This window comes from Leptolyngbya sp. AS-A5, from assembly GCF_039962495.1.
Taxonomy (GTDB): Bacteria; Cyanobacteriota; Cyanobacteriia; order Leptolyngbyales; family Leptolyngbyaceae; genus Leptolyngbya.
The window spans coordinates 130,534-148,921 of record NZ_JAMPLL010000001.1 but is presented as its reverse complement, the minus strand read 5'-3'; the positions used below and the strand labels follow the sequence as shown (position 1 = coordinate 148,921).

The window sequence follows — 18,388 nt, the reverse complement described above, 5'->3', positions numbered from 1 at the left end:
ACTTCACTCGCCTATCGCAAACGATCGCGTACCGGAGAATTTGGGTCAGTCCCTGATTCAGTTTCACGATCAAGGAGTTGATGCTCACGCTGAGTCGCTTCGAGACCCGCCGAGATCGCTTCTTTCAATCGAGTCAGGGTACCATCCCAGTTTCGCAAAGCTGTCTCAGAAAATCGATCTGCCTGAAGTTGGACACTGGTGGAAAGATCTTCCGCAAGTTCAGGTAGGGCATTGGCTGATTTTTTGATCAGTTGTCGGGTTTCTCGCCCAGTGCGCGGTGCCATCAGTAAGCCTGCGATCGTTCCCATCGCCGCTCCGATAATCATGCCACCTAAAAATGATCCAGACCGATTAGACATAATGCTCGGCTTTTCCCCTTGCTAGTATTTCGATCACACCGTACCCCCATTTTGCCAGACGAAGAGAGCGATCTAGCGGCTCATTCGTTTTGTAGCAGATTTTCTTAAGCGTTGGGGGAGCCTGGGACTCAAGAACATCGATCGTCCCATGCCGAGAAGTGCCACTGCTTTCTGAGCTTGCTGGAGTTTTGGCTGGAGTTGTCGATAGTTCTGACGAAGCTGGCGAACAGTGAGTTCTCGTCGCTCAATTCCTTCAGGTGCGCCGCTGAGTAGATTGTGTGTATTCTGTTCTGCAAGAATCAGGGCATCTGCGGCTTGAGAAAATGTCCGGCGCAGGTTCCGCATTTGCCAGGTCAGGTAGAACCCGTAAAGTGCCAGTGAAAGATTCAGAGCAATAACGGCGATTAACATGGTGCGATCGAGAATTTATCTTAATAATAGCCATGTCTTTACAAAATTCCGCGTTTTCCGTTGGGTCTGACGGTTAGCCAATTCATTTTTGCGGTGGTTAACTGTTCTTCAGTAATTTTCGCGCCTGTGAGATTCGCGCCACAGAGGTTCGCTCCCCGGAGATTGGCATTGAGCAAATAGGCCTGGGTGAGATCGGCTCCCCGCAAATCTGCCCCTTGTAAATCCGCATTGCTCAGATAAGACTGCGCCATATTGGTATCACGTAAATTTGCGCGGCTTAAGTTGGCTCGCCCAAAATCTGCGTTGAATAAGTTTGCGCCTTGTAAGTTAATTTGCTTGAGATTCGATTGGTGAAAGACTGCACCGGCTAGATTAATTTTTGGAGCGACGACAGCGCACAGATCTACAGAAGCAAAATCGCGTTTTCCTTTGGTATACAAATTAGCGAGAGTGATAGCATCCAGTTTTGTGGCCTGATTGATTCTGCCCTCGGTCATGCCGCTAGTGCGTCCGCCCGAATCACGAGAACGGGCTGCCATCATCCGATTTCGGGCGGCTCCGGTTTGGGTGTGAGTTGAGTCTCGCGTATTCCTAGCACGAATTGCCATTGCTGCGCGAGCGGCGGGAGAGCTTGGCTGGGAATCGGGTTCGCGTTTCGGCAGGGTCGATCGGGCGGTGACGCTATTCATGCTGTTCGCTAAACTGTCAAGATATGGTTCTAAGTCCAGCGCTCGGAGAATTTCGTTAGCCGACTGAAACCGATGTCGCACGGGCACTTCCAGCATTTTCTTTAAGACCCCTGCAAAGTGTTCGCTGACGTGAACTTGCCTTTGCCAAAGGAGTTCGCCTGTTGTGGGATCGTAGTCTAGATCTTTAGGAGATTTCCCAGATAAGAGATAAATGCAGGTGACTCCGAGTGCATACAAGTCACTGGCATACACTGGACGCATCGCCATTTGCTCTGGTGGGGCAAACCCTGGTGTCCCAATGGCGTAAGCGGTTAAAGCAGTTTGATCTGACAAGCTTGTGGAAATCGAGTTAACCTGATTTTTCACGGCTCCAAAGTCAATTAGCACAAGCTTGCAGTCTTGCGATCGGCGAATCAGATTTGCAGGCTTGATGTCCCGGTGAATCACTTGATGGCTATGCACGTACTGCATGATCGGTAGGATTTCACTGAGAAACTGTTTGACTCCAGCTTCACTGAACGCGCCCGATCGTTTGATTTCCTGTTGCAGCGTCGATCCACTAATATACTCTTGAACTAGATAAAATTCCTGGTTTGCCTCAAAATAATCCAGCAAGCGTGGCACTTGTGGATGGTTGCCAATTCGTCCCAGCGTCTGGGCTTCTCGTTCAAACAGATCTCGCGCCATTTGCATGACATGAGGAGCCGTTGCGGTGGGACGGAGTTGTTTAATCACACAATGAGGCTGACCGGGAAGCGATTCATCCCTAGCTAGAAATGTTGCACCAAAGCCACCTTGACCCAGCGCGTGAAACACCCGATACCGATCGCGCAACAGCAGAGAAACACCACAAGCTTGACACCGCTCAACGTTCGCCAGATTTTCGGGATTAGAACAGACTGGATTTAAGCAATAGCTCATGAGGACATCGATCGCGCTACAGAATGTTTGACCCTGAACTGCCCAGAGCTGCAAGAATCTCCAAGGCAATCAGGTAGAGTATTCCCTAAAAGCCTCAATAAAGTTCATGGTTTCTGGGTACCCAAGTGGGATCAATAGCGCTGACTATTCCACGCACTGCGATTGGATGCGGCGAGCGCTCGAATTGGCACAGCAAGCCGGAGATGCGGGAGAAGTTCCGGTTGGTGCTATCGTGGTTCGATCTAGCACGATTATTGCGGAGGCTGAGAACCGCCGAGAACGCGATCGCGATCCGACGGCTCATGCAGAAGTGTTGGCGCTGCGACAAGCGGGGCAAGCTTTACAGTCTTGGCATTTAAACGACTGTACGCTGTACGTAACGCTGGAACCCTGCCCGATGTGTGCGGGTGCGATCGTCTTAGCGCGATTAGGAATGCTTGTTTATGGAGCCGATGATCCGAAAGCTGGCGCGATTCGGACAGTGTTGAATTTGCCGGATAGCGCGGCATCGAATCATCGATTAACAGTATTCGGTGGGATTTTAGAAATGCCTTGCCGGGATCAATTGCAGCAATGGTTTCGACAACGGCGTGAGCGTAAAGATTAATGCGAATCCGACAGACTGCGGTTCGAGACTGATCTCAATCGGCTTGCTTTTGGCTGGTCTGATACCGAATTAAACATAGAATGCGACAGATCATACTCAAAGTCCCCCATTCTGGGGGATTTAGGGGGCGAGAATCTGTCGCATCCACAAATCAATTTGGTCTGACGCAGAGCGTGGGAGAGTTCCACTGCTAGCAGTGGGAGTTTGCCAATTTGGCTAGTTTCGCTTTTGATGGTCGCCTCGGTTCAGTTTTTGCTCAATCTGCTGCCGCAGACTGAGCGCGTCTTGGTAATCGGGTCGAAGCTGAATGGCTTTGTCGATCGATGCGATCGATTCATCAATCCGCCCCAGGCGCCACAATACGGCACCCCGATTGTTCCAAGCCTCTGCTAGATCTGGTTTGAGGGTGGTTGCTTTATCCAGGGCGGCGATCGCTTCAGGGAAACGACCAAACCGGAACAGTAGCGTTCCCTGATTGCTCCACGCCTCAGCAAAATCAGGCTTCAGGGTGATAGCGCGTTGATAAAGCGGCAAGGCTTGCTCGTACTGTTGCTGTTGCTCCAGAGCGTACCCTTTACTCCATAAAGCTTCTGGATAATTCGGGCGCAGCGCTAATGCAGCCTCACACGCCGTGATCGCATCTTTACTGCGCTGTAAATAATTCAAGCTGTAGCACCGTCCCCAATGCGCTTCAGCAGATTTGGCGTCGATCGTGATCATCCGATCGTAGGTGTTCACGGCTTGCTGATACTGCTTTGCTGTCCGCTGCTGTTCTGCTTCGTCGAGAAGTTTTGCAGCTTGAGTCGCCGGATTCGGGGAAGGAGCAGGCGTGGAAATGCTCAGATTTCTTTGAGGGGGACGAGTGGCATTCCAACCGAAAAAAGTAGCGCCTAGTATCGTGAGTCCGATCGCGGGAGGCAGCATCCGACGGCGAGAAATCTTAGCGAGCGGTTCACGCCATCTGACCGTTACGCTTTGCTTAAGTGTTCTGACTCGCATTAGGGATGTTGCCGCTAAGACGGTGGGACGGAACGACGCGAGAAACGGAAAGATTTTTTGCGCCTGCATCGCTGCATTGCCTAAATTGCGTGGAGGATTGACGGCTAAGGCTGCTGTGGGTACCGGAACCGAAGCGGTTCCGGTAGAGTTTGACGCGATCGGTGAATGCGAAGGCAGGGGGATAGGTGCAGCGCCGAGATCTGCGGAAATCGCTTGAATGGCGGTCAAAGCTTGTACAGCAGTGGCATAGCGATCGCGAAAGTCAGCACAGATCATCTTCTCTAGCACAGCAGCGATCGCGGGGCTAAGATCGGGTAGATGATCGCGCCACTGAAGCTCTCCGGTATTCGGATTTTGAGTGAGATGGGAAGGCGGAAGCCCGGTGAGAGCTTCGAGCGCAATCACACCAACCGCATAAATATCGCTACTAAAGCGGGGCATTCCTGCCATTTGTTCGATCGCCATATAGCCTGGAGTGCCGATCGGGATCGTATGAGTTGGCGCAGTGTGACTGAATCCGGTACTGACTTGCTTCACGGCTCCGAAATCGATCAGCACAATTTTGCCATCTGAGTGACGACGCATCAGATTTGAGGGCTTGATGTCGCGATGAATCACGTTCTGCTGATGCACAAAGCTCAGTCCGTCAAGCAAGCTGCGAAGCATCCAGAGGACTTGCGCTTCTGACCAGGGTTGCCCAGCAATCAGTTCTTCACCCACGGGGTGTCCGTCGATCCACTCCTGAACCAGGTAGAATTCTGAATTCTCCTGAAAGTGAGCCAGCAGGCGCGGAATTTGATCGTGATGTCCCAAGCGATAAAGCACTTGCGCCTCCGTATCAAACAGGCGGGCAGCGACCTGCAAGCTTTGGGGATGAGTAGACTGGGGTTTCAGTTGTTTCACGACGCAGCGAGGCTGACCGGGAAGGTGCAAATCCGCAGCAAGAAAAGTTTGACCAAATCCACCCGCGCTCAATTCCTGAATAACTTGATAGCGACCCCCCAATGGATGATTGGACGAATTAGACTGAAATCGCTGTAAAACACTCACGAATTGTTCTCACTCTTGGTGCATCGAACTTACGTCTTCTTACCCTACTCTCAGGGATTAGGGCAGGGGTCAGGCAAAGTTTTTAACTTCGGTTCCTGCTCAATTTTTTCAAACAAAGTTCAGGGCTATGACCCCCCAGAGAGAGAAGCCGGCTCTGAGAGTCGATCTCGATCTGCAAAAAAACAAAAAAGGCGGGATTGCTCCCGCCTTTTGATTATTCTGCGTCGTCTTCGAGATCAACCACTTCAGTTTCCTCTGCAGTGGGAGGAACAAGCGCAACGGCTGCGATCGCATCTTCTTCGTCTAATCGCTGCACTCTGACTCCAGTGGCTGCGCGTGACTGCGATGAAATTGCATCCACCGACTGCCGAATAATAATGCCGCGATTGGTGATTAGCATCATTTCATCGCCTTCGTTGACAATGTGCAGCGCAGACAAAGTATCACCCGGTTTGCGGAACTTCGTCACCACAATTCCCATTCCTGCTCGGTTTTGCAGACGGAATTGTTTGACCGGAACTCGCTTACCATAGCCTCCGGTCGTGACGACAAGCGCCCACGGGCCGGACTGCGGCGGCAGTTCTGTGTTCTCGTCCAGGCTTGCCTCATCTTCAACGCCCGCAGGATCTTCGGCTTGCGCTTGGACAACATCTGCCACAATCTGACCTGGCAGGATTGCCATACCGACTAAGCTATCACCTTCTCTGAGAGACATTGCTCTTACACCACGAGTTGCACGACCGAGTGGGCGCAATTGCTCATGGTTGACACGGAAGTGAATCGATCGACCCTGACTTGATCCAATAATGATGCTGTCATCCACTCGCGATAGTCTCACCCATCGCAGTTGGTCGCCTTCTTCGAGCGAGATCGCAATCAAGCCGTTGGTGCGAATGTTGCTAAAGGCTGAAAGGGCTGTTTTCTTGATGTAGCCTTTGTTGGTCAGCATCACCAGGTACTCATCATCGGAGAATTCACTCACAGAGATAACCGAAGTGATTTTTTCTCCGTGCGGCACAGTGAGCAACTGAACGATCGGCGTTCCTCGCGAGGTTCTTGATCCGACTGGAATTTGATAGGCTTTCAGCGCGTAGACAACTCCACGATCGCTAAAGAACAATACGCTGTCATGGTCACAGCAGCTAATGAAGTGTTCAACGGCATCGTCTTCCTTCATTCGCGCTCCAGACTTACCGCGAGTGGCGCGATTTTGGGCTTCAAACGTGCTGATCGGCATTCGCTTGATGTAGCCTTGTTCGGTGACAAGCACGATTGATTTCTCATTTGCAATCAGATCGATATCACCGAGATCGTCTTCAGACTGTTCGATGATGGTTCGACGCGGTGTAGCATGACTCGCTTTAAGCTGCGTGACTTCTTGAGTGATGATGTCTAAGATACGATCGCGTCTTGCCAAGATATCTAACAAGTCTTGAATTTGAGCTTGCAAATCTTGGTGTTCTTGCTCGATCTTTTCGGCTTCAAGTGCTGTTAACCGTCGAAGCTGCATTTGCAGAATTGCATCAGCTTGCTGTTCTGAAAGCGAATAGGTTTCAATCAGTTGTTGTTTCGCCGTTGCGGTATCAGCCGCATGACGAATCAGCGCAATAATGCGATCGAGGTTCGCCAGTGCAATTAACAATCCTTGCAGGAGATGATCGCGTTCTTGAGCTTTGCGGAGTTGGTATCGGGTACGGCGCGTGATTGCTTCGACCCGGAAGTCCAAGAACACGGTCAAGAACTGCTTCAGAGTCAGCAACTGTGGTTCGCCATTTACAAGCGCCAGCATATTTGCGCCAAAGTTCGCTTGAATCGGAGTTTGCTTGTAGAGATTATTCAGCACTACACGTGGGTAAGCATCACGTCGCAGTTCGATGACGACTCGCATCCCATCTCGATCGCTCTCGTCGCGTACATCGGAAATGCCTTCGATCTTGCGATCGTTCACTAAATCTGCAATGCGTTCGATCAATGCCGCTTTATTCGTTTGATACGGCAGAGCGGTGATGATGATTGCTTCTTTATCCGGTCGTCCACGATGTTCGATCGTTTCGATCGAAGCTACGCCTCGCATCGTGATCGAGCCGCGGCCAGTTGTGTACGCTTCTCGAATTCCAGTCCGTCCCAGAATTTGGGCACCGGTTGGAAAGTCAGGGCCCGGAATGTACTGCATCAAATCCAGATCGGTTAAATCTGGATTCTGAATCAATGCCACCAGTCCGTCGATGAGTTCTCCTAAGTTGTGCGGCGGAATGTTGGTTGCCATTCCGACTGCAATTCCTGCTGAACCGTTTAAGAGCAGTTGCGGCACTCTTGACGGCAGAACGGTTGGTTCCTGAACTGAGCCATCAAAGTTATCGACAAAATCTACGGTTTCCGATTCGATGTCTTGGAGCAGTGAAAATGCCGTGAGTGAAGTTAAGCGACATTCGGTATATCGCATTGCTGCAGGGGGATCGTTGTCGATCGATCCGAAGTTTCCATGCCCATCAATCAAGGGCGATCGCATCGAAAAGTCCTGCGCCATCCGCACTAAGGCATCGTACACGGCGGTATCTCCGTGCGGATGGTATTTACCCAGCACTTCCCCGACCACACGGGCGCACTTTCTAAAGGGTCGATCGTGCGTTAGTCCTAATTCGTGCATGGCATAAAGAATACGACGATGCACAGGTTTCAGCCCATCCCGCGCATCGGGCAGCGCCCGCCCTACGATGACGCTCATCGCGTATTCCAGGTAAGACCGCTGCATTTCGTTGCGTAAATCGGTTGGAATAATCCGATCTTGGGGCGGTTCCTGGGAGAAGGTCATAGAAGACTCCGAGATACTTTTGTACTATCGAAAAGCGAAAAAATATGAGCGGAAAAAGATGCCTAGAAAGTATAGCTGCTTCGGCTCATATTGGATAAATTTTAGCACAAATTTAGCTTTGGGATCGGGGCTGAAATCCTTATGAAATCTAGGGTTTACTGGGATTATTTAAGAATTGCGGCAAGGGCTTGATTTACGGTTGGATACTCGTACTCGAAGCCGGTGTTCAGGGTACGTTTTGGCAAAACTTGCTGTCCTTCGAGAACGACGATCGCGCCATCGCCCAATAATGCTTCTAACGCAAATGCCGGAACGGGCAACCAAGACGGACGATTCATCACTTGTCCGAGCGCGTCGGTGAGTTCTGCCATTTTCACCGGATTCGGAGCCGTTGCGTTATAGGTGCCTTCCAGATTGGAATCGGTCAGGGCTTTGAGAATCAGATTGACTAAATCCTCGCGATGAATCCAGGAGAACCACTGTTTGCCTGAACCGATCGGCCCTCCCGCAAACATCCGAAACGGGGTCAACATTTTACCCAGTGCGCCACCGTTTTCGAGAACAATTCCGATTCGGAAGATTACCAATCGGGTGCCGCTTTCTTTGACTTTACTGGCTTCTGCTTCCCAAGCCTGACACACTTCGGCTAAGAAATCTTGTCCTGCGGCACTGGTTTCATCGAATGCCGCCGTTTCACTGGTGCCGTAAAAGCCGATCGCTGACGCATTCACCAGCACAGACGGTTTTGGATTGGCTTGAGCAATCCCATTCACCACATTTTGAGTTGTCAAAGTCCGGCTTTCTAACAGAGATTTCTTGATCTCAGGAGTCCAGCGATTTTCAGCGATCGGTTCTCCGGCTAAATTCACAACCGCATCGCAGCCTGATATTTTTGCTTGCCAGTCTCCCGCTTGTTTCGGATTGTATGCAACGATTTCTAAGTTTGAGGAGCGCGGAAGTTTTCGTTCTGCACTGGCACGGTCGCGGCTGAATGCAACCACTGAATTCCCTTCTGCTAACAATCGTTCTACTAACCGTGATCCGACAAATCCTGTTGCCCCAGTCACCGCGACTTTCATAATCTTCAAGACGAAACGCCATCTGCAAGTATAGATCGCGCTTAATTCGGATCGAGTTCGCCGATCGACTTAAACTGATTCTGCTCGTCGAGTTGCACGACGATCGCTTCACCCTGATCAGGAACAACATCCGTGATCGCCGTAATGTTGACTTGATGCGTCACCATGATCACGACTTGCTTTGCAGCTTTGTTTTTGATCATGAATTGGCGGAGTTGTTCAGTTTGTCGCGGTTCGGTAGATCTGTCGCGAAAAAAAGAATTTAGCGCGGGAAACGGCTCAACTTTTCCTAAATTCATCAATTGAGCCGTTTCCAAGCAGCGACACCACTGGCTCGATAGCACTCGCGACACGGGAACTTGTCGCTGTCTGAACACTTGACCGATTTGTTTGGCTTGATTTCTACCTTCTTGGGACAAATTGCGCTGAGTCGAACAATCGTTTAAGCGAAAGTTGCCTGGGTCGCCTGTTCCGGGAGCCAGCGCGTGACGCATCAGAACTACTGTGAAGGTTTCTACTTGGCGCAATTGTCCCCAAATTGATCGATCGACCGGAGCAGGTCGAGCATTCACAGTTTCATCGGAAGCTTGAGATAGTGAACGATCGTACCCGCATCCAATCAATAACAATGGCAACAGCCAAACAAACCACTTCATCATTAAGACAGCAAGTAGGTGTAGCCGCTTAAACTGCGCTCATAGTTCTGAAGCAGCAATTGTGACTCTTGTAAGGTAATGCGATCGTCTTCCAGCGCGTGTTCAGTTTGCAATCGAACGCTTTCGATCATGTCTTCCACATCGTATTGCACATAGCCCAGCACTTCCTTGATCGTGTCACCCCGAACCACGTGCTGAATCTGATAGCCTTTAGGTGTGAGTTGAATGTGAACCGTATTGGTGTCCCCAAACAAGTTATGCAGGTTGCCCATGATTTCCTGGTATGCACCACTAAGGAACATTCCCAGATAGTAAGGCTCACCCGGCTTGAGTGAATGAAGTTCTAACACCGATTTCACGTCGCGTAGATCAATGAATTGATCAATCTTGCCATCACTATCACAGGTCAAATCTGCCAGAGTTGCTCGCTTTGTCGGTTCCTCGTTGAGTCTGTGAATGGGCATGATCGGGAAGAGTTGATCGATCGCCCAACTGTCCGGAGCCGACTGAAACACTGATAGATTCATGTAGTACATCGAAGCCATAATTTTCTCAAGGTCTTCGATGTCATCGGGAATGTACTCAAGCTGGCGCGAAAATGTAATGATTTTATGGCAGCAAGACCAATACAATCGCTCTGCTCTGGCTCGTTCGGTCAAGCTGAGATAACCAAATCCAAATAGATTCACCGCCTCTTCTTTGAACTGAGCTGCATCGTGATACATCTCTAGAAAGTTTTCACTGTTGATCGAGGTGTAAGTTTCATAGAGATTTTGGATGATTAGATGTTCATCTTCTTGGGAAGGTTCGGGCGTTTCAACCGCGACATCACTTGTACCCAGAATGTCAAACACCAGCACCGATTGATGCGATGCGATCGCTCGTCCACTTTCGCTGATTAAGGTTGGAACCGGAAGATTGGCAAGCGCACAAGCATCTCTCACGGCTGCAACCACATCATTCGCATAGTTCTGAGTGCTGTAGTTTTTCGAGGCATGGAAGTTCGTTTGCGATCCGTCATAGTCCACGCCCAAACCGCCACCGACATCGAGGTACTGCATATTCGCACCCAGTCTGCATAGTTCGATATAGATGCGGCTGGCTTCACGCATGGCTTCTTTCAGCACACTGATTGCTGAAATCTGAGAACCAATGTGGAAATGCAGCAATTGCAGACAGTCCAACATATCGGCTGCTTTCAGTTGGTTCACGGTATCAATGATTTCGGGAACTGTTAAGCCGAATTTTGCTCGATCGCCTGCCGAAGTTCCCCAGCGTCCGATGCCTTTCGCGCTCAGTTTTGCTCGAACCCCTAAAATCGGCTGAATGCCGAGTTTTTTACTGGCTTCGATCGCCAGTCCAACTTCTTCGATCTGCTCTAGAACAATGATCGGCGTTTGTCCCAATCGTCTCGCTAACATCGCCGTTTCAATGTACTCCCGATCTTTGTAGCCGTTGCAGATCAGCAAGGCTCCAGGAGTTTTCAGCGACGCGAGAGCGATCATCAATTCCGGTTTTGAGCCCGCTTCCAGCCCGAACTGATGCGGTTGACCAAAGCGCACCAAATCTTCGACCAAATGCCGTTGTTGGTTGCACTTAACCGGAAAGACTCCTTTGTAAACTCCGGGATAGCTGTAACGAGCGATCGCTTTTGCAAATGCGGAATTAATCCGCTCGACGCGATCCTCTAAAATATCCGAGAACCGAATCAGCAGCGGCAAACCAAGATTTCGTTGCTTTAGTGCATTCACCAAGTCAAACAAATCCAGCGATCCGCCGCGATTGCCTCTCGGTGAGACGGTGACGTGCCCCGCCGCATTAATTGAAAAGTACGGATCGCCCCAGCCCTGAATCCGATAAAGTTCTTCGCTATCTTCGATCGTCCACTTTTTCGGCGCAGCCAGCAGAGTGGGGGATTTCCCGTTTTGCTTGCCGTTCGACTTACCATTCTTAGTTTTCAAATCCTCCTCTTGCAAGCCCGGATTTGGTGGTTGTTTTTCGGGCTTGACAGTAGCGGAGCGTTCTCCCATCGTGGTTTTTCCTCATTGCAACGAATCTTCAAGCATCCAGTCTATCGCGTCCATCTGAAAACAGAAGTCTTTCATATCACTGGATTAACCGTTCTAAGATAATCTAGGTTCTGTAAATTTCACTTCATTTTTGGGAGTCCAGCTTGGAACGCACATTTTTAGCCATCAAGCCCGATGGCGTACAGCGCAAACTGATCGGTGAAATCATTCGCCGCTTTGAAACGAAGGGCTTTACCCTTGTCGGTTTGAAATTTATGAATGTCAGTCGCGAACTGGCAGAAAGCCATTACGGCGTTCACCGGGAACGTCCGTTTTTCGGCAGTCTGGTTGAATTCATCACTTCTGGCCCAGTCGTCGCAATGGTCTGGGAAGGCGATGGTGTGATTGCAGCAGCGCGGAAAGTGATCGGCGCAACCAATCCCCTCACTGCTGAACCCGGAACAATCCGGGGTGATTTTGGTGCCAATATCGGACGCAATCTGATTCACGGGTCGGATGCGCCGGAAACTGCTCAAAGCGAGATTGCGCTTTGGTTTAAGGACGAAGAATTAGTGAATTGGCAGCCCACTGTGCTGTCTTGGATTTACGAATAATCGCAATCCTGAATCGGCGACAAATTGTCGATCGTGACCCGGCGGCGTGCCGTCGGGTTTTGAGCAATTAAACCGGATCTTTTTCCGAAATGGGTTCAATTTCGGGCATTGCTTCGCTTTGGGATTCGGCGATCGCTTCAATCTCCGCGATATCATTTCGCTTAGAAAATCCCCATGCAAACACAATCGCAACCAGCGTAATCATCAACCATTCTGGCGGCACAAGCTGATCGTTCAGCACCCGCAACAGCAATCGAATTCCCACAAATGAAACAGTAACGTAACCTGCATCTTCGAGGTGCGTGAATTCTTCTAGCCAATTGATAAATAAACCTGCCATAAACCGCAGCACTACGATCCCGATCGTGCCACCGAGCAAGATCAGCCAGGTTTCTTGAGAAACCGCGATCGCGGTCGTCACACTATCCAGCGAAAACGCCAAATCTGTAAAAGCAATTAACGGGATCGCTTGCCAGAGCGAAGAAAATCGGGGGCTGTGATGCGCTCCTTCTTCTTTCTCGGCAGAGGTGAAATACTGAAATGCCAGCCACAGCAGATAGAGCGCTCCCGCTAACTCAAATTGCCAGTACCCAATGACCCAAGATGCTGCCAAAATCAGCGATATCCGCAAGATATAGGCAACCACTAGCCCAATATTCAGGGCGCGACGCTCTAGTTCTAGGTCTTGCAAGCCCTGAGTTATTGCAGCAAGGGCGATCGCGTTATCTGCCGACAACACGCATTCCAAGGCAACTAAAACGATTAGGACTAGGAAGGATTGCGGATTGAGTTGGGCAGGAAAATTCAGATCTATCATTCCAGAATATTAAAGGACGAGCAGCGGTAATCAGACATTCTATTATCCCTTCTTGTGTCTAGATTGGCGACCACTGACCGGAGTATCAGCATCCATTTTGCTCATGTTCTCGATCAATTCGTAGGCTCGGAGACAGAGAATACCCAATTCAGCCGCGGGATTTACAGTTTAGGCTGGAGAGAGCAGGAATCTTAACAAAACTTTACAAAGAAGCGGGTTTTCCCCAAACTTTCCACAGCCTCTCCACAGGTGATCGATTCCTTTTCCACACCTTTTCCACATCGAATAGAAAGTTTTCCACAGGGGATCGGGCTAGGATCGTCATTTTCCGGCAGACTGTGGAAAAGTCGAGTGCAATCCTGCTCACTGCTTGAGAATTGCTTAATTTGTGAAGCGACATTAAGAAAAAATGGCTGAAATGCCGATTCTATCGTTCAGTAATTTTGATCTAGCAGCGGATTGTTACGTTTCTTGATGTTGATCTTCTGGCAGCGATCGCGCAGAATGTAGCGACTAACCGAAAGCGTTCAGCCGAGCCGCGATACAAGATTTCCACAGCCCTGGAGATTGGAAAGAGCGACCGGACTGGCGTAGATTTCTGTTGCAGATTTTCGCAGAAATTCGAGGGTTAGCTCACCTACTGACGATTCATTATTTGAGGTTTGATGGATATGGATAGCAATATCAGTCTTTTTGTTGAAATTCCCGAAGCACTACATCAATCATTCCAGTCGTTTCTCGATTCCCGTCCCGATTGGGATCAAGACCGAGTGATGTCTGCGGCGCTGTCTTTGTTCCTGCTGCAAAACCGCCCAGCAAATGAACGTCAAACCGATCGTCAGACAGCGCGGATTTATCTCGATTCTATCTTTAAGCGTCCGGTTGAACAGATTTAACTGTTTCGATTGGAACCTAGAAGCAGTGGATTAGAAGTCCGACGCTCTAGCATTCGGTCGAGCCGATTCAAGCATTATCGATTTCCGAACTGTACGTTCCTCATAACCTTGTTTGCCTCATCATGCCTTATCAGATTTCTGCGACAAAACTTCAGGCGTATAGTCGCTGTCCCTATGCGTACTATTTGCGGTACGAGCGGCGGCTTACGAGCAATGATTTCTTCGGTTCAGCAGCGTTGGGAACGGCACTGCATCAAGCGTTGGCAATGGTTCATCGGGACTGGCACTACCACGATTCTGTCCCCGATTTAGCCTGGGTGCATCGCTGCTGGGAAGAGCATTCAACCGGCTTGACTCCGAGCCAAGTCGAAGATGGTCGATCAATTCTTGAGCGTTATTACGAGAAGTTCATTTTGAATGCTCCGTCGTTACGCCAACCGTTAGCAGTTGAAGGAAGAATTCAGGCGTTTTTGCGCGTCGAAAGCCTCGAATTCTGTATTACGGGAAGATACGATCGGATCGACTATCTCAACGATGGGTTAGAGCTAATCGATTACAAGTCGAGCCGCGATCTGAAGGTTCCAGAGTCTGATGAGATGGATTTGCAGATCGGATTGTATTACCTGGCGTTGGAACAGACTTATCAACAAAGTTTGAAGTATCTCACCTTGCTTTTTTTGCGAACGGGCGAGAAGGTTCGGTATCGAGCCACTCGCAGACATAAAAAGCAAGTGCAAGCGGTGATTTCAGATTTGGCGGTACGGTTGCGCCATGATGAAACCTGGGAGCCAATACCAGGGAAGCAATGCGATCGTTGTGCATATTTCCGGTATTGTTCTGCGGTGAATGTTAACCCGGCTCCGTTGCCTACAACGGTTAGTGCAACTCCTGAGTTACAGCTTGCACTGGGACTGTAGAGTTTTGATGTTGGTTCTTGGCTCTGTTTTGAGTACAAGACTCAGCATTGTTCAATGCGCTAAGTTGGGTGTGCAATATGAATCGTTTTATCACTTACGCTAGAAAGCCTTCTAACGTTCCGTTTCTCGTTTCAATTTATCGGGATTACCAAACCTTCAGTGGTTACGGTGCGGTTTGTTATTCTGCTCGCGATCGTCGAACCATTCAAAAACCGCGCCAAGTCACTCAAGAGATTGTTTATTCCCCTACCTGGAAGTCGAGCTAGAGTCGATCGATAGTTCATATTGAGTCGTTTTAGCTGTATTGGGAACAATCACGATCTCATAGATGCCTGATCGAGTGACCTTTCCCGTCCAGGTTGATTGATCAAAGTTTTTCAGCGGCGTTGCATTGTCAGTAATGATCCAAACGCTGACCGAATCTGATTTTAGATTGAGCTTCAATGTTTGACCTTGTTTGAATTGCGATCGGTAAACTTTTCCGATTCCATTCTTAAGTGTTCCACTTGCACGAGCAGGGAGTGTTTCAAATTTGTTTTTGGTGATTTGGTCGCGGGCGATCGCATACCAGATTTGACCAAAGGTTCTGGGATTGAGAACTTTTCCTTCCTGTTCTGGGAAGTACGAGACAAATTGAGCGTCGGTGAGCAGTTCGATCGCTCGTTCGCTGATCTCTTTATTGCTCGATAGCCAAGCATTGTAGTTAACACGTTTGTAGGTTCCAATGTCGCTACGAGCTTCTTGGCTTAATGTTTCTAGATGCTCTAGAAGCTTCTCTGGTGTTTGCACCCCGTTTGAGTCATCAACAATTTGCTGAAGCAGATTATCTCGAAGTCCTAATCGTTTCGATCGTTGCTGAACCGTTTCTTTTGAAGTTGCGGTTGGTGATGCTGTAGTATCCAGCGCGATCGGAGGTGATGTCTGTAAATTTGGTAGATAGTTGATCAGCCGATAAGCTGAGATTGCAGCCAGTCCGAGCAGCGCGAACGTAAAGACGATTGCAGCAAAATCCGGTTGATGTGATGCAGATAAAGCTTGCGTGACTTTTGCAGCCGAGGAATAACGGCTTTGCGGATTGGGAGAAAGCATTCGATCGAGGACTTGCGCTAATCGAGACTGAACATCAGCGCGATCGCGCCATTTCCAGGATTGTGTTGTTTCGTCGTAGAGTTCTTTCGGTTCGCATCCTGTCAACAGCACGATCGATAAAACAGCTAACAGATATAAATCTGTATTAAATTCCCGCTCTACAAAGCTCGCTTGCGTGAACTCGGCTAGCATTAATGAGCCATCTAAACGCTGAATAATCGAATTGAGAGAAAGATTTTGGTGTGCAATCTCTCGTCGTTGCAGCGATCGCAGAATTGCTAGAATTTGCTTGAAAAACTGCGTCACTTCCTTTGCTGAGAAGATTCGTTTTTGCTCGAATAACTCACGATAGGAATGACCCTCCGTATAATCACGAACTAAATAAAACCGATCAAAATCCACGATCGTTGTTTGATAGTGCGCCACCTGACGAAGCTTTAAAGCTGGCAGCAATTCCGCATATTGTTCTTGCAAAAACGGTAACGCGCTTGGATCAATTGCAGAAATTTCTTCTAAGACACAAACCCCTTTTGTCGTTTGGTCGATCGCTAGATAGACCCATCCTGCTGCACTTTGATGCAGAATCTTTAAGACGCAGTAGCGGTCGCCCAAAATCGTATCAACAGACAACGGTGTTTGCATCACAAATCATTCAGCCAAGATCTAACCCTTGACTAATCATAGTATTTGCGTACTAAACTAGCATGATTCGATCGCAAAAGCGCGACAATCCAAATATGAAAAAAGGATAAACTTTACCTGTTATCAGATAAAAAAATTGAGGCACTCTAGCGATATCAAACTTACGACCTCTGCGGTGGGCAGTTCGCAACGCTGCCTGCTGCAACCGATGGCGTAAGTATGCTTCTTAATCTATAGGTGTTCTCATGCGTCCTAACCCTTTGACTGACTCGCGCCCCAAAATTAGCACGATGCCCCGTCCCCAAACGGAAGCAACAGCCTACCTGAATCTGTACAAACTCGCGATCGAGAAGAAGCGTCTTCAAACCGAACTTGACTCGATCGAACAGCGCCGCCATCGCATTCAAAAGCGATTATCATTTCTCGAAAGCCAGGTTTCTGAGATGCAAAGGGCATCGACTCCTAAGCTAACTTCTGTCACAAAAATTTCAGCTTCTGACTCTGCTCTGAATACCCTATTTTTAGAGTATTAAACAAGCCTGAATCGTTGGCTAGAAAGCGCGATCATATGAAATGATCGCGCTTTTTCGTTTGCATATTTTGTTTAAACATTTCGATGTTTGAGTTCGATCACGTTACAACTGATACCGCTGCATGGAGCATTCTCGAAGCAGAATTTAATCCAGCGAGGCTTCACGCTCAAGAAACAGTTTTTACGATCGGCAATGGCTATCTCGGTACACGCTCAACGCTGAAAAGATTGTTTCAGTCTATACCTCGCGTAATACAGAATTTCCGCTATCGGTAGCACTCCAACGATTAGTCAAAACTTCAAATTATACAATCCTATTCGCAGCGCATATTACTGCTTGGGCGATCGCATGGCAAAACAGCGCCATTGAGATCGAAGGTGATCCCGTTGCTCAAGTTAGCGTCCGCACTGACTTGTCGCAGAATCAAGCAGTTTGTGAGACGATCGAACCTTCAATCAACTCGAATTTGCACCGCTATGAAATCTCAATGGGATTGTTTGCTGGAGAATTTAGGCACATGGGAAGGCTCGTTTACACGGCTTTCACCCGCTGGGGAAGTTTTAGAAGATACCCCTTCGATCGTGTCTTTCACCGGACTCAATCACAATCAAACCATGCGTCAGATTGTTCGTCTCGCTCCAGCAAATCAGCCCATCAGCGAGAAAGTTCTAGAGTACAGTTCACTCGGTCGCAATATTCTGCTGTTCGACAACGGCGCATTTTCTCAAGGTACGATTCAGTTTGCGCCGTTCTCGGAGTTTGGTGCAGAGTTGGGATTAATTCATGACGATCGCCGCCTCCGCCTCGTTCAACTATTCGACAAACAAGGTAAGCTCACCGGACTCACCTTAATTCGAGAAAAATTATCCGGTTCAGAAACACTAGAACGTCCACCCCTTCAAGTTGAAGATTTGATCGGGGAATGGAAGGGAGAAGCGACGACCATTTATCCAGATTGGCGATCGCCCGACTCGTACACCACTGCTTTGAAAATTTGGCGCGAAGGTGAACGTCTACATCAAGAACTGAACTTCGGACGCACAATCGTCACCAGTGCTCAAATTGAAGGATCGCGATTGAGATTCGATCGAGGTGTTCAAATTTTGCTGCTTCCGAATGGAGCTTCATCCAACTGTCCGTTAGAAATTCAACCTCGTCAGCCTTTCGTGCTTGAAGTCGGCTGGCTTCTACAGCCAAATCTGAGGCAGCGCTTAATCCGCAGCTATAGCGATAAAGGTGAATGGGTTAGCCTTACATTAGTGACAGAGCATAAAATTGACTCATAATC

General features: G+C 49.0%; 18 protein-coding genes. 8 read left to right on the top strand and 10 right to left on the bottom strand.

What is annotated here, in order from left to right:
- Nucleotides 1-11: 11 nt before the first annotated feature.
- From NC980_RS00760 to NC980_RS00750, 3 genes are all read right to left on the bottom strand, one after another.
- Entirely contained in the window at nucleotides 12-362 is a 351-nt protein-coding gene (locus NC980_RS00760) for a YtxH domain-containing protein (RefSeq protein WP_190378885.1), read from the bottom strand.
- A 69-nt stretch (nucleotides 363-431) separates the two neighbouring features.
- The gene (locus NC980_RS00755) at nucleotides 432-770 is read right to left on the bottom strand and encodes a hypothetical protein (protein ID WP_190378586.1); all 339 of its coding nucleotides are present in this window, start codon (nucleotides 768-770) and stop codon (nucleotides 432-434) included.
- 38 nt (nucleotides 771-808) lie between these two features.
- Entirely contained in the window at nucleotides 809-2,380 is a 1,572-nt protein-coding gene (locus tag NC980_RS00750) for a serine/threonine-protein kinase (protein WP_190378884.1), read from the bottom strand.
- Nucleotides 2,381-2,486: 106 nt separating this feature from the next.
- On the opposite strand from NC980_RS00750, the gene tadA reads away from it, so the two are divergent.
- Entirely contained in the window at nucleotides 2,487-2,987 is a 501-nt protein-coding gene (tadA, locus tag NC980_RS00745) for a tRNA adenosine(34) deaminase TadA (RefSeq protein ID WP_190378585.1), read from the top strand.
- 216 nt (nucleotides 2,988-3,203) lie between these two features.
- Here the strand turns inward: tadA and NC980_RS00740 are convergent, their stop codons facing one another.
- From NC980_RS00740 to speA, 5 genes are all read right to left on the bottom strand, one after another.
- Nucleotides 3,204-5,036: a serine/threonine-protein kinase gene (locus NC980_RS00740; RefSeq protein ID WP_190378584.1), complete on the bottom strand. Its 1,833-nt coding sequence runs from the start codon at nucleotides 5,034-5,036 to the stop codon at nucleotides 3,204-3,206.
- A gap of 214 nt (nucleotides 5,037-5,250) precedes the next feature.
- A complete protein-coding gene (gyrA, locus tag NC980_RS00735) occupies nucleotides 5,251-7,848 on the bottom strand; it encodes a DNA gyrase subunit A (protein ID WP_190378583.1) in 2,598 nt (865 codons plus the stop codon).
- Nucleotides 7,849-8,012: 164 nt separating this feature from the next.
- Nucleotides 8,013-8,927 carry a TIGR01777 family oxidoreductase gene (locus NC980_RS00730; RefSeq protein WP_190378582.1) on the bottom strand — a complete coding sequence of 305 codons (915 nt, stop codon included), beginning with the start codon at nucleotides 8,925-8,927 and terminating at the stop codon, nucleotides 8,013-8,015.
- A gap of 41 nt (nucleotides 8,928-8,968) precedes the next feature.
- Nucleotides 8,969-9,586 (bottom strand): histidine phosphatase family protein, encoded by a 618-nt coding sequence (locus NC980_RS00725; protein WP_190378581.1) that lies wholly within the window; start codon nucleotides 9,584-9,586, stop codon nucleotides 8,969-8,971.
- Nucleotides 9,586-11,613, bottom strand: coding sequence for a biosynthetic arginine decarboxylase (gene speA / locus NC980_RS00720; RefSeq protein ID WP_190378580.1), 2,028 nt, complete (start codon nucleotides 11,611-11,613; stop codon nucleotides 9,586-9,588). Before speA ends, NC980_RS00725 begins: the two co-directional genes overlap by 1 nt.
- Nucleotides 11,614-11,756: 143 nt before the next feature.
- Between speA and ndk the strand changes: the two genes are divergently transcribed.
- Nucleotides 11,757-12,206, top strand: a complete 450-nt coding sequence (gene ndk / locus NC980_RS00715) for a nucleoside-diphosphate kinase (protein ID WP_190378579.1) — start codon at nucleotides 11,757-11,759, stop codon at nucleotides 12,204-12,206.
- Between the two features lie 67 nt (nucleotides 12,207-12,273).
- Here the strand turns inward: ndk and NC980_RS00710 are convergent, their stop codons facing one another.
- Nucleotides 12,274-13,023 carry a DUF475 domain-containing protein gene (locus NC980_RS00710; protein ID WP_190378578.1) on the bottom strand — a complete coding sequence of 250 codons (750 nt, stop codon included), beginning with the start codon at nucleotides 13,021-13,023 and terminating at the stop codon, nucleotides 12,274-12,276.
- Nucleotides 13,024-13,694: 671 nt separating this feature from the next.
- Between NC980_RS00710 and NC980_RS00705 the strand changes: the two genes are divergently transcribed.
- The 3 genes from NC980_RS00705 (at nucleotide 13,695) to NC980_RS00695 (ending at nucleotide 15,102) form a co-directional block, all read left to right on the top strand.
- Nucleotides 13,695-13,919 (top strand): DUF2811 domain-containing protein, encoded by a 225-nt coding sequence (locus NC980_RS00705; protein ID WP_190378577.1) that lies wholly within the window; start codon nucleotides 13,695-13,697, stop codon nucleotides 13,917-13,919.
- 122 nt (nucleotides 13,920-14,041) lie between these two features.
- Nucleotides 14,042-14,836 (top strand): PD-(D/E)XK nuclease family protein, encoded by a 795-nt coding sequence (locus NC980_RS00700; RefSeq protein ID WP_190378576.1) that lies wholly within the window; start codon nucleotides 14,042-14,044, stop codon nucleotides 14,834-14,836.
- Nucleotides 14,837-14,913: 77 nt separating this feature from the next.
- Nucleotides 14,914-15,102: a hypothetical protein gene (locus NC980_RS00695; protein WP_190378575.1), complete on the top strand. Its 189-nt coding sequence runs from the start codon at nucleotides 14,914-14,916 to the stop codon at nucleotides 15,100-15,102.
- Here the strand turns inward: NC980_RS00695 and NC980_RS00690 are convergent.
- Nucleotides 15,083-16,567 carry a hypothetical protein gene (locus NC980_RS00690; protein WP_190378574.1) on the bottom strand — a complete coding sequence of 495 codons (1,485 nt, stop codon included), beginning with the start codon at nucleotides 16,565-16,567 and terminating at the stop codon, nucleotides 15,083-15,085. The two genes, NC980_RS00695 and NC980_RS00690, sit on opposite strands and share 20 nt — an antisense overlap.
- Nucleotides 16,568-16,812: 245 nt before the next feature.
- On the opposite strand from NC980_RS00690, the gene NC980_RS00685 reads away from it, so the two are divergent.
- The 3 genes from NC980_RS00685 to NC980_RS00675 all read left to right on the top strand — a co-directional run bounded on the left by NC980_RS00685 (nucleotide 16,813) and on the right by NC980_RS00675 (nucleotide 18,386).
- Complete coding sequence (locus NC980_RS00685; protein ID WP_131604006.1) at nucleotides 16,813-17,100, top strand: hypothetical protein; 288 nt, start codon at nucleotides 16,813-16,815, stop codon at nucleotides 17,098-17,100.
- An 83-nt stretch (nucleotides 17,101-17,183) separates the two neighbouring features.
- Nucleotides 17,184-17,375, top strand: a complete 192-nt coding sequence (locus tag NC980_RS00680) for a hypothetical protein (RefSeq protein ID WP_190378573.1) — start codon at nucleotides 17,184-17,186, stop codon at nucleotides 17,373-17,375.
- Between the two features lie 201 nt (nucleotides 17,376-17,576).
- Nucleotides 17,577-18,386 (top strand): DUF3598 family protein, encoded by an 810-nt coding sequence (locus NC980_RS00675; RefSeq protein ID WP_190378572.1) that lies wholly within the window; start codon nucleotides 17,577-17,579, stop codon nucleotides 18,384-18,386.
- Nucleotides 18,387-18,388: the final 2 nt, after the last annotated feature.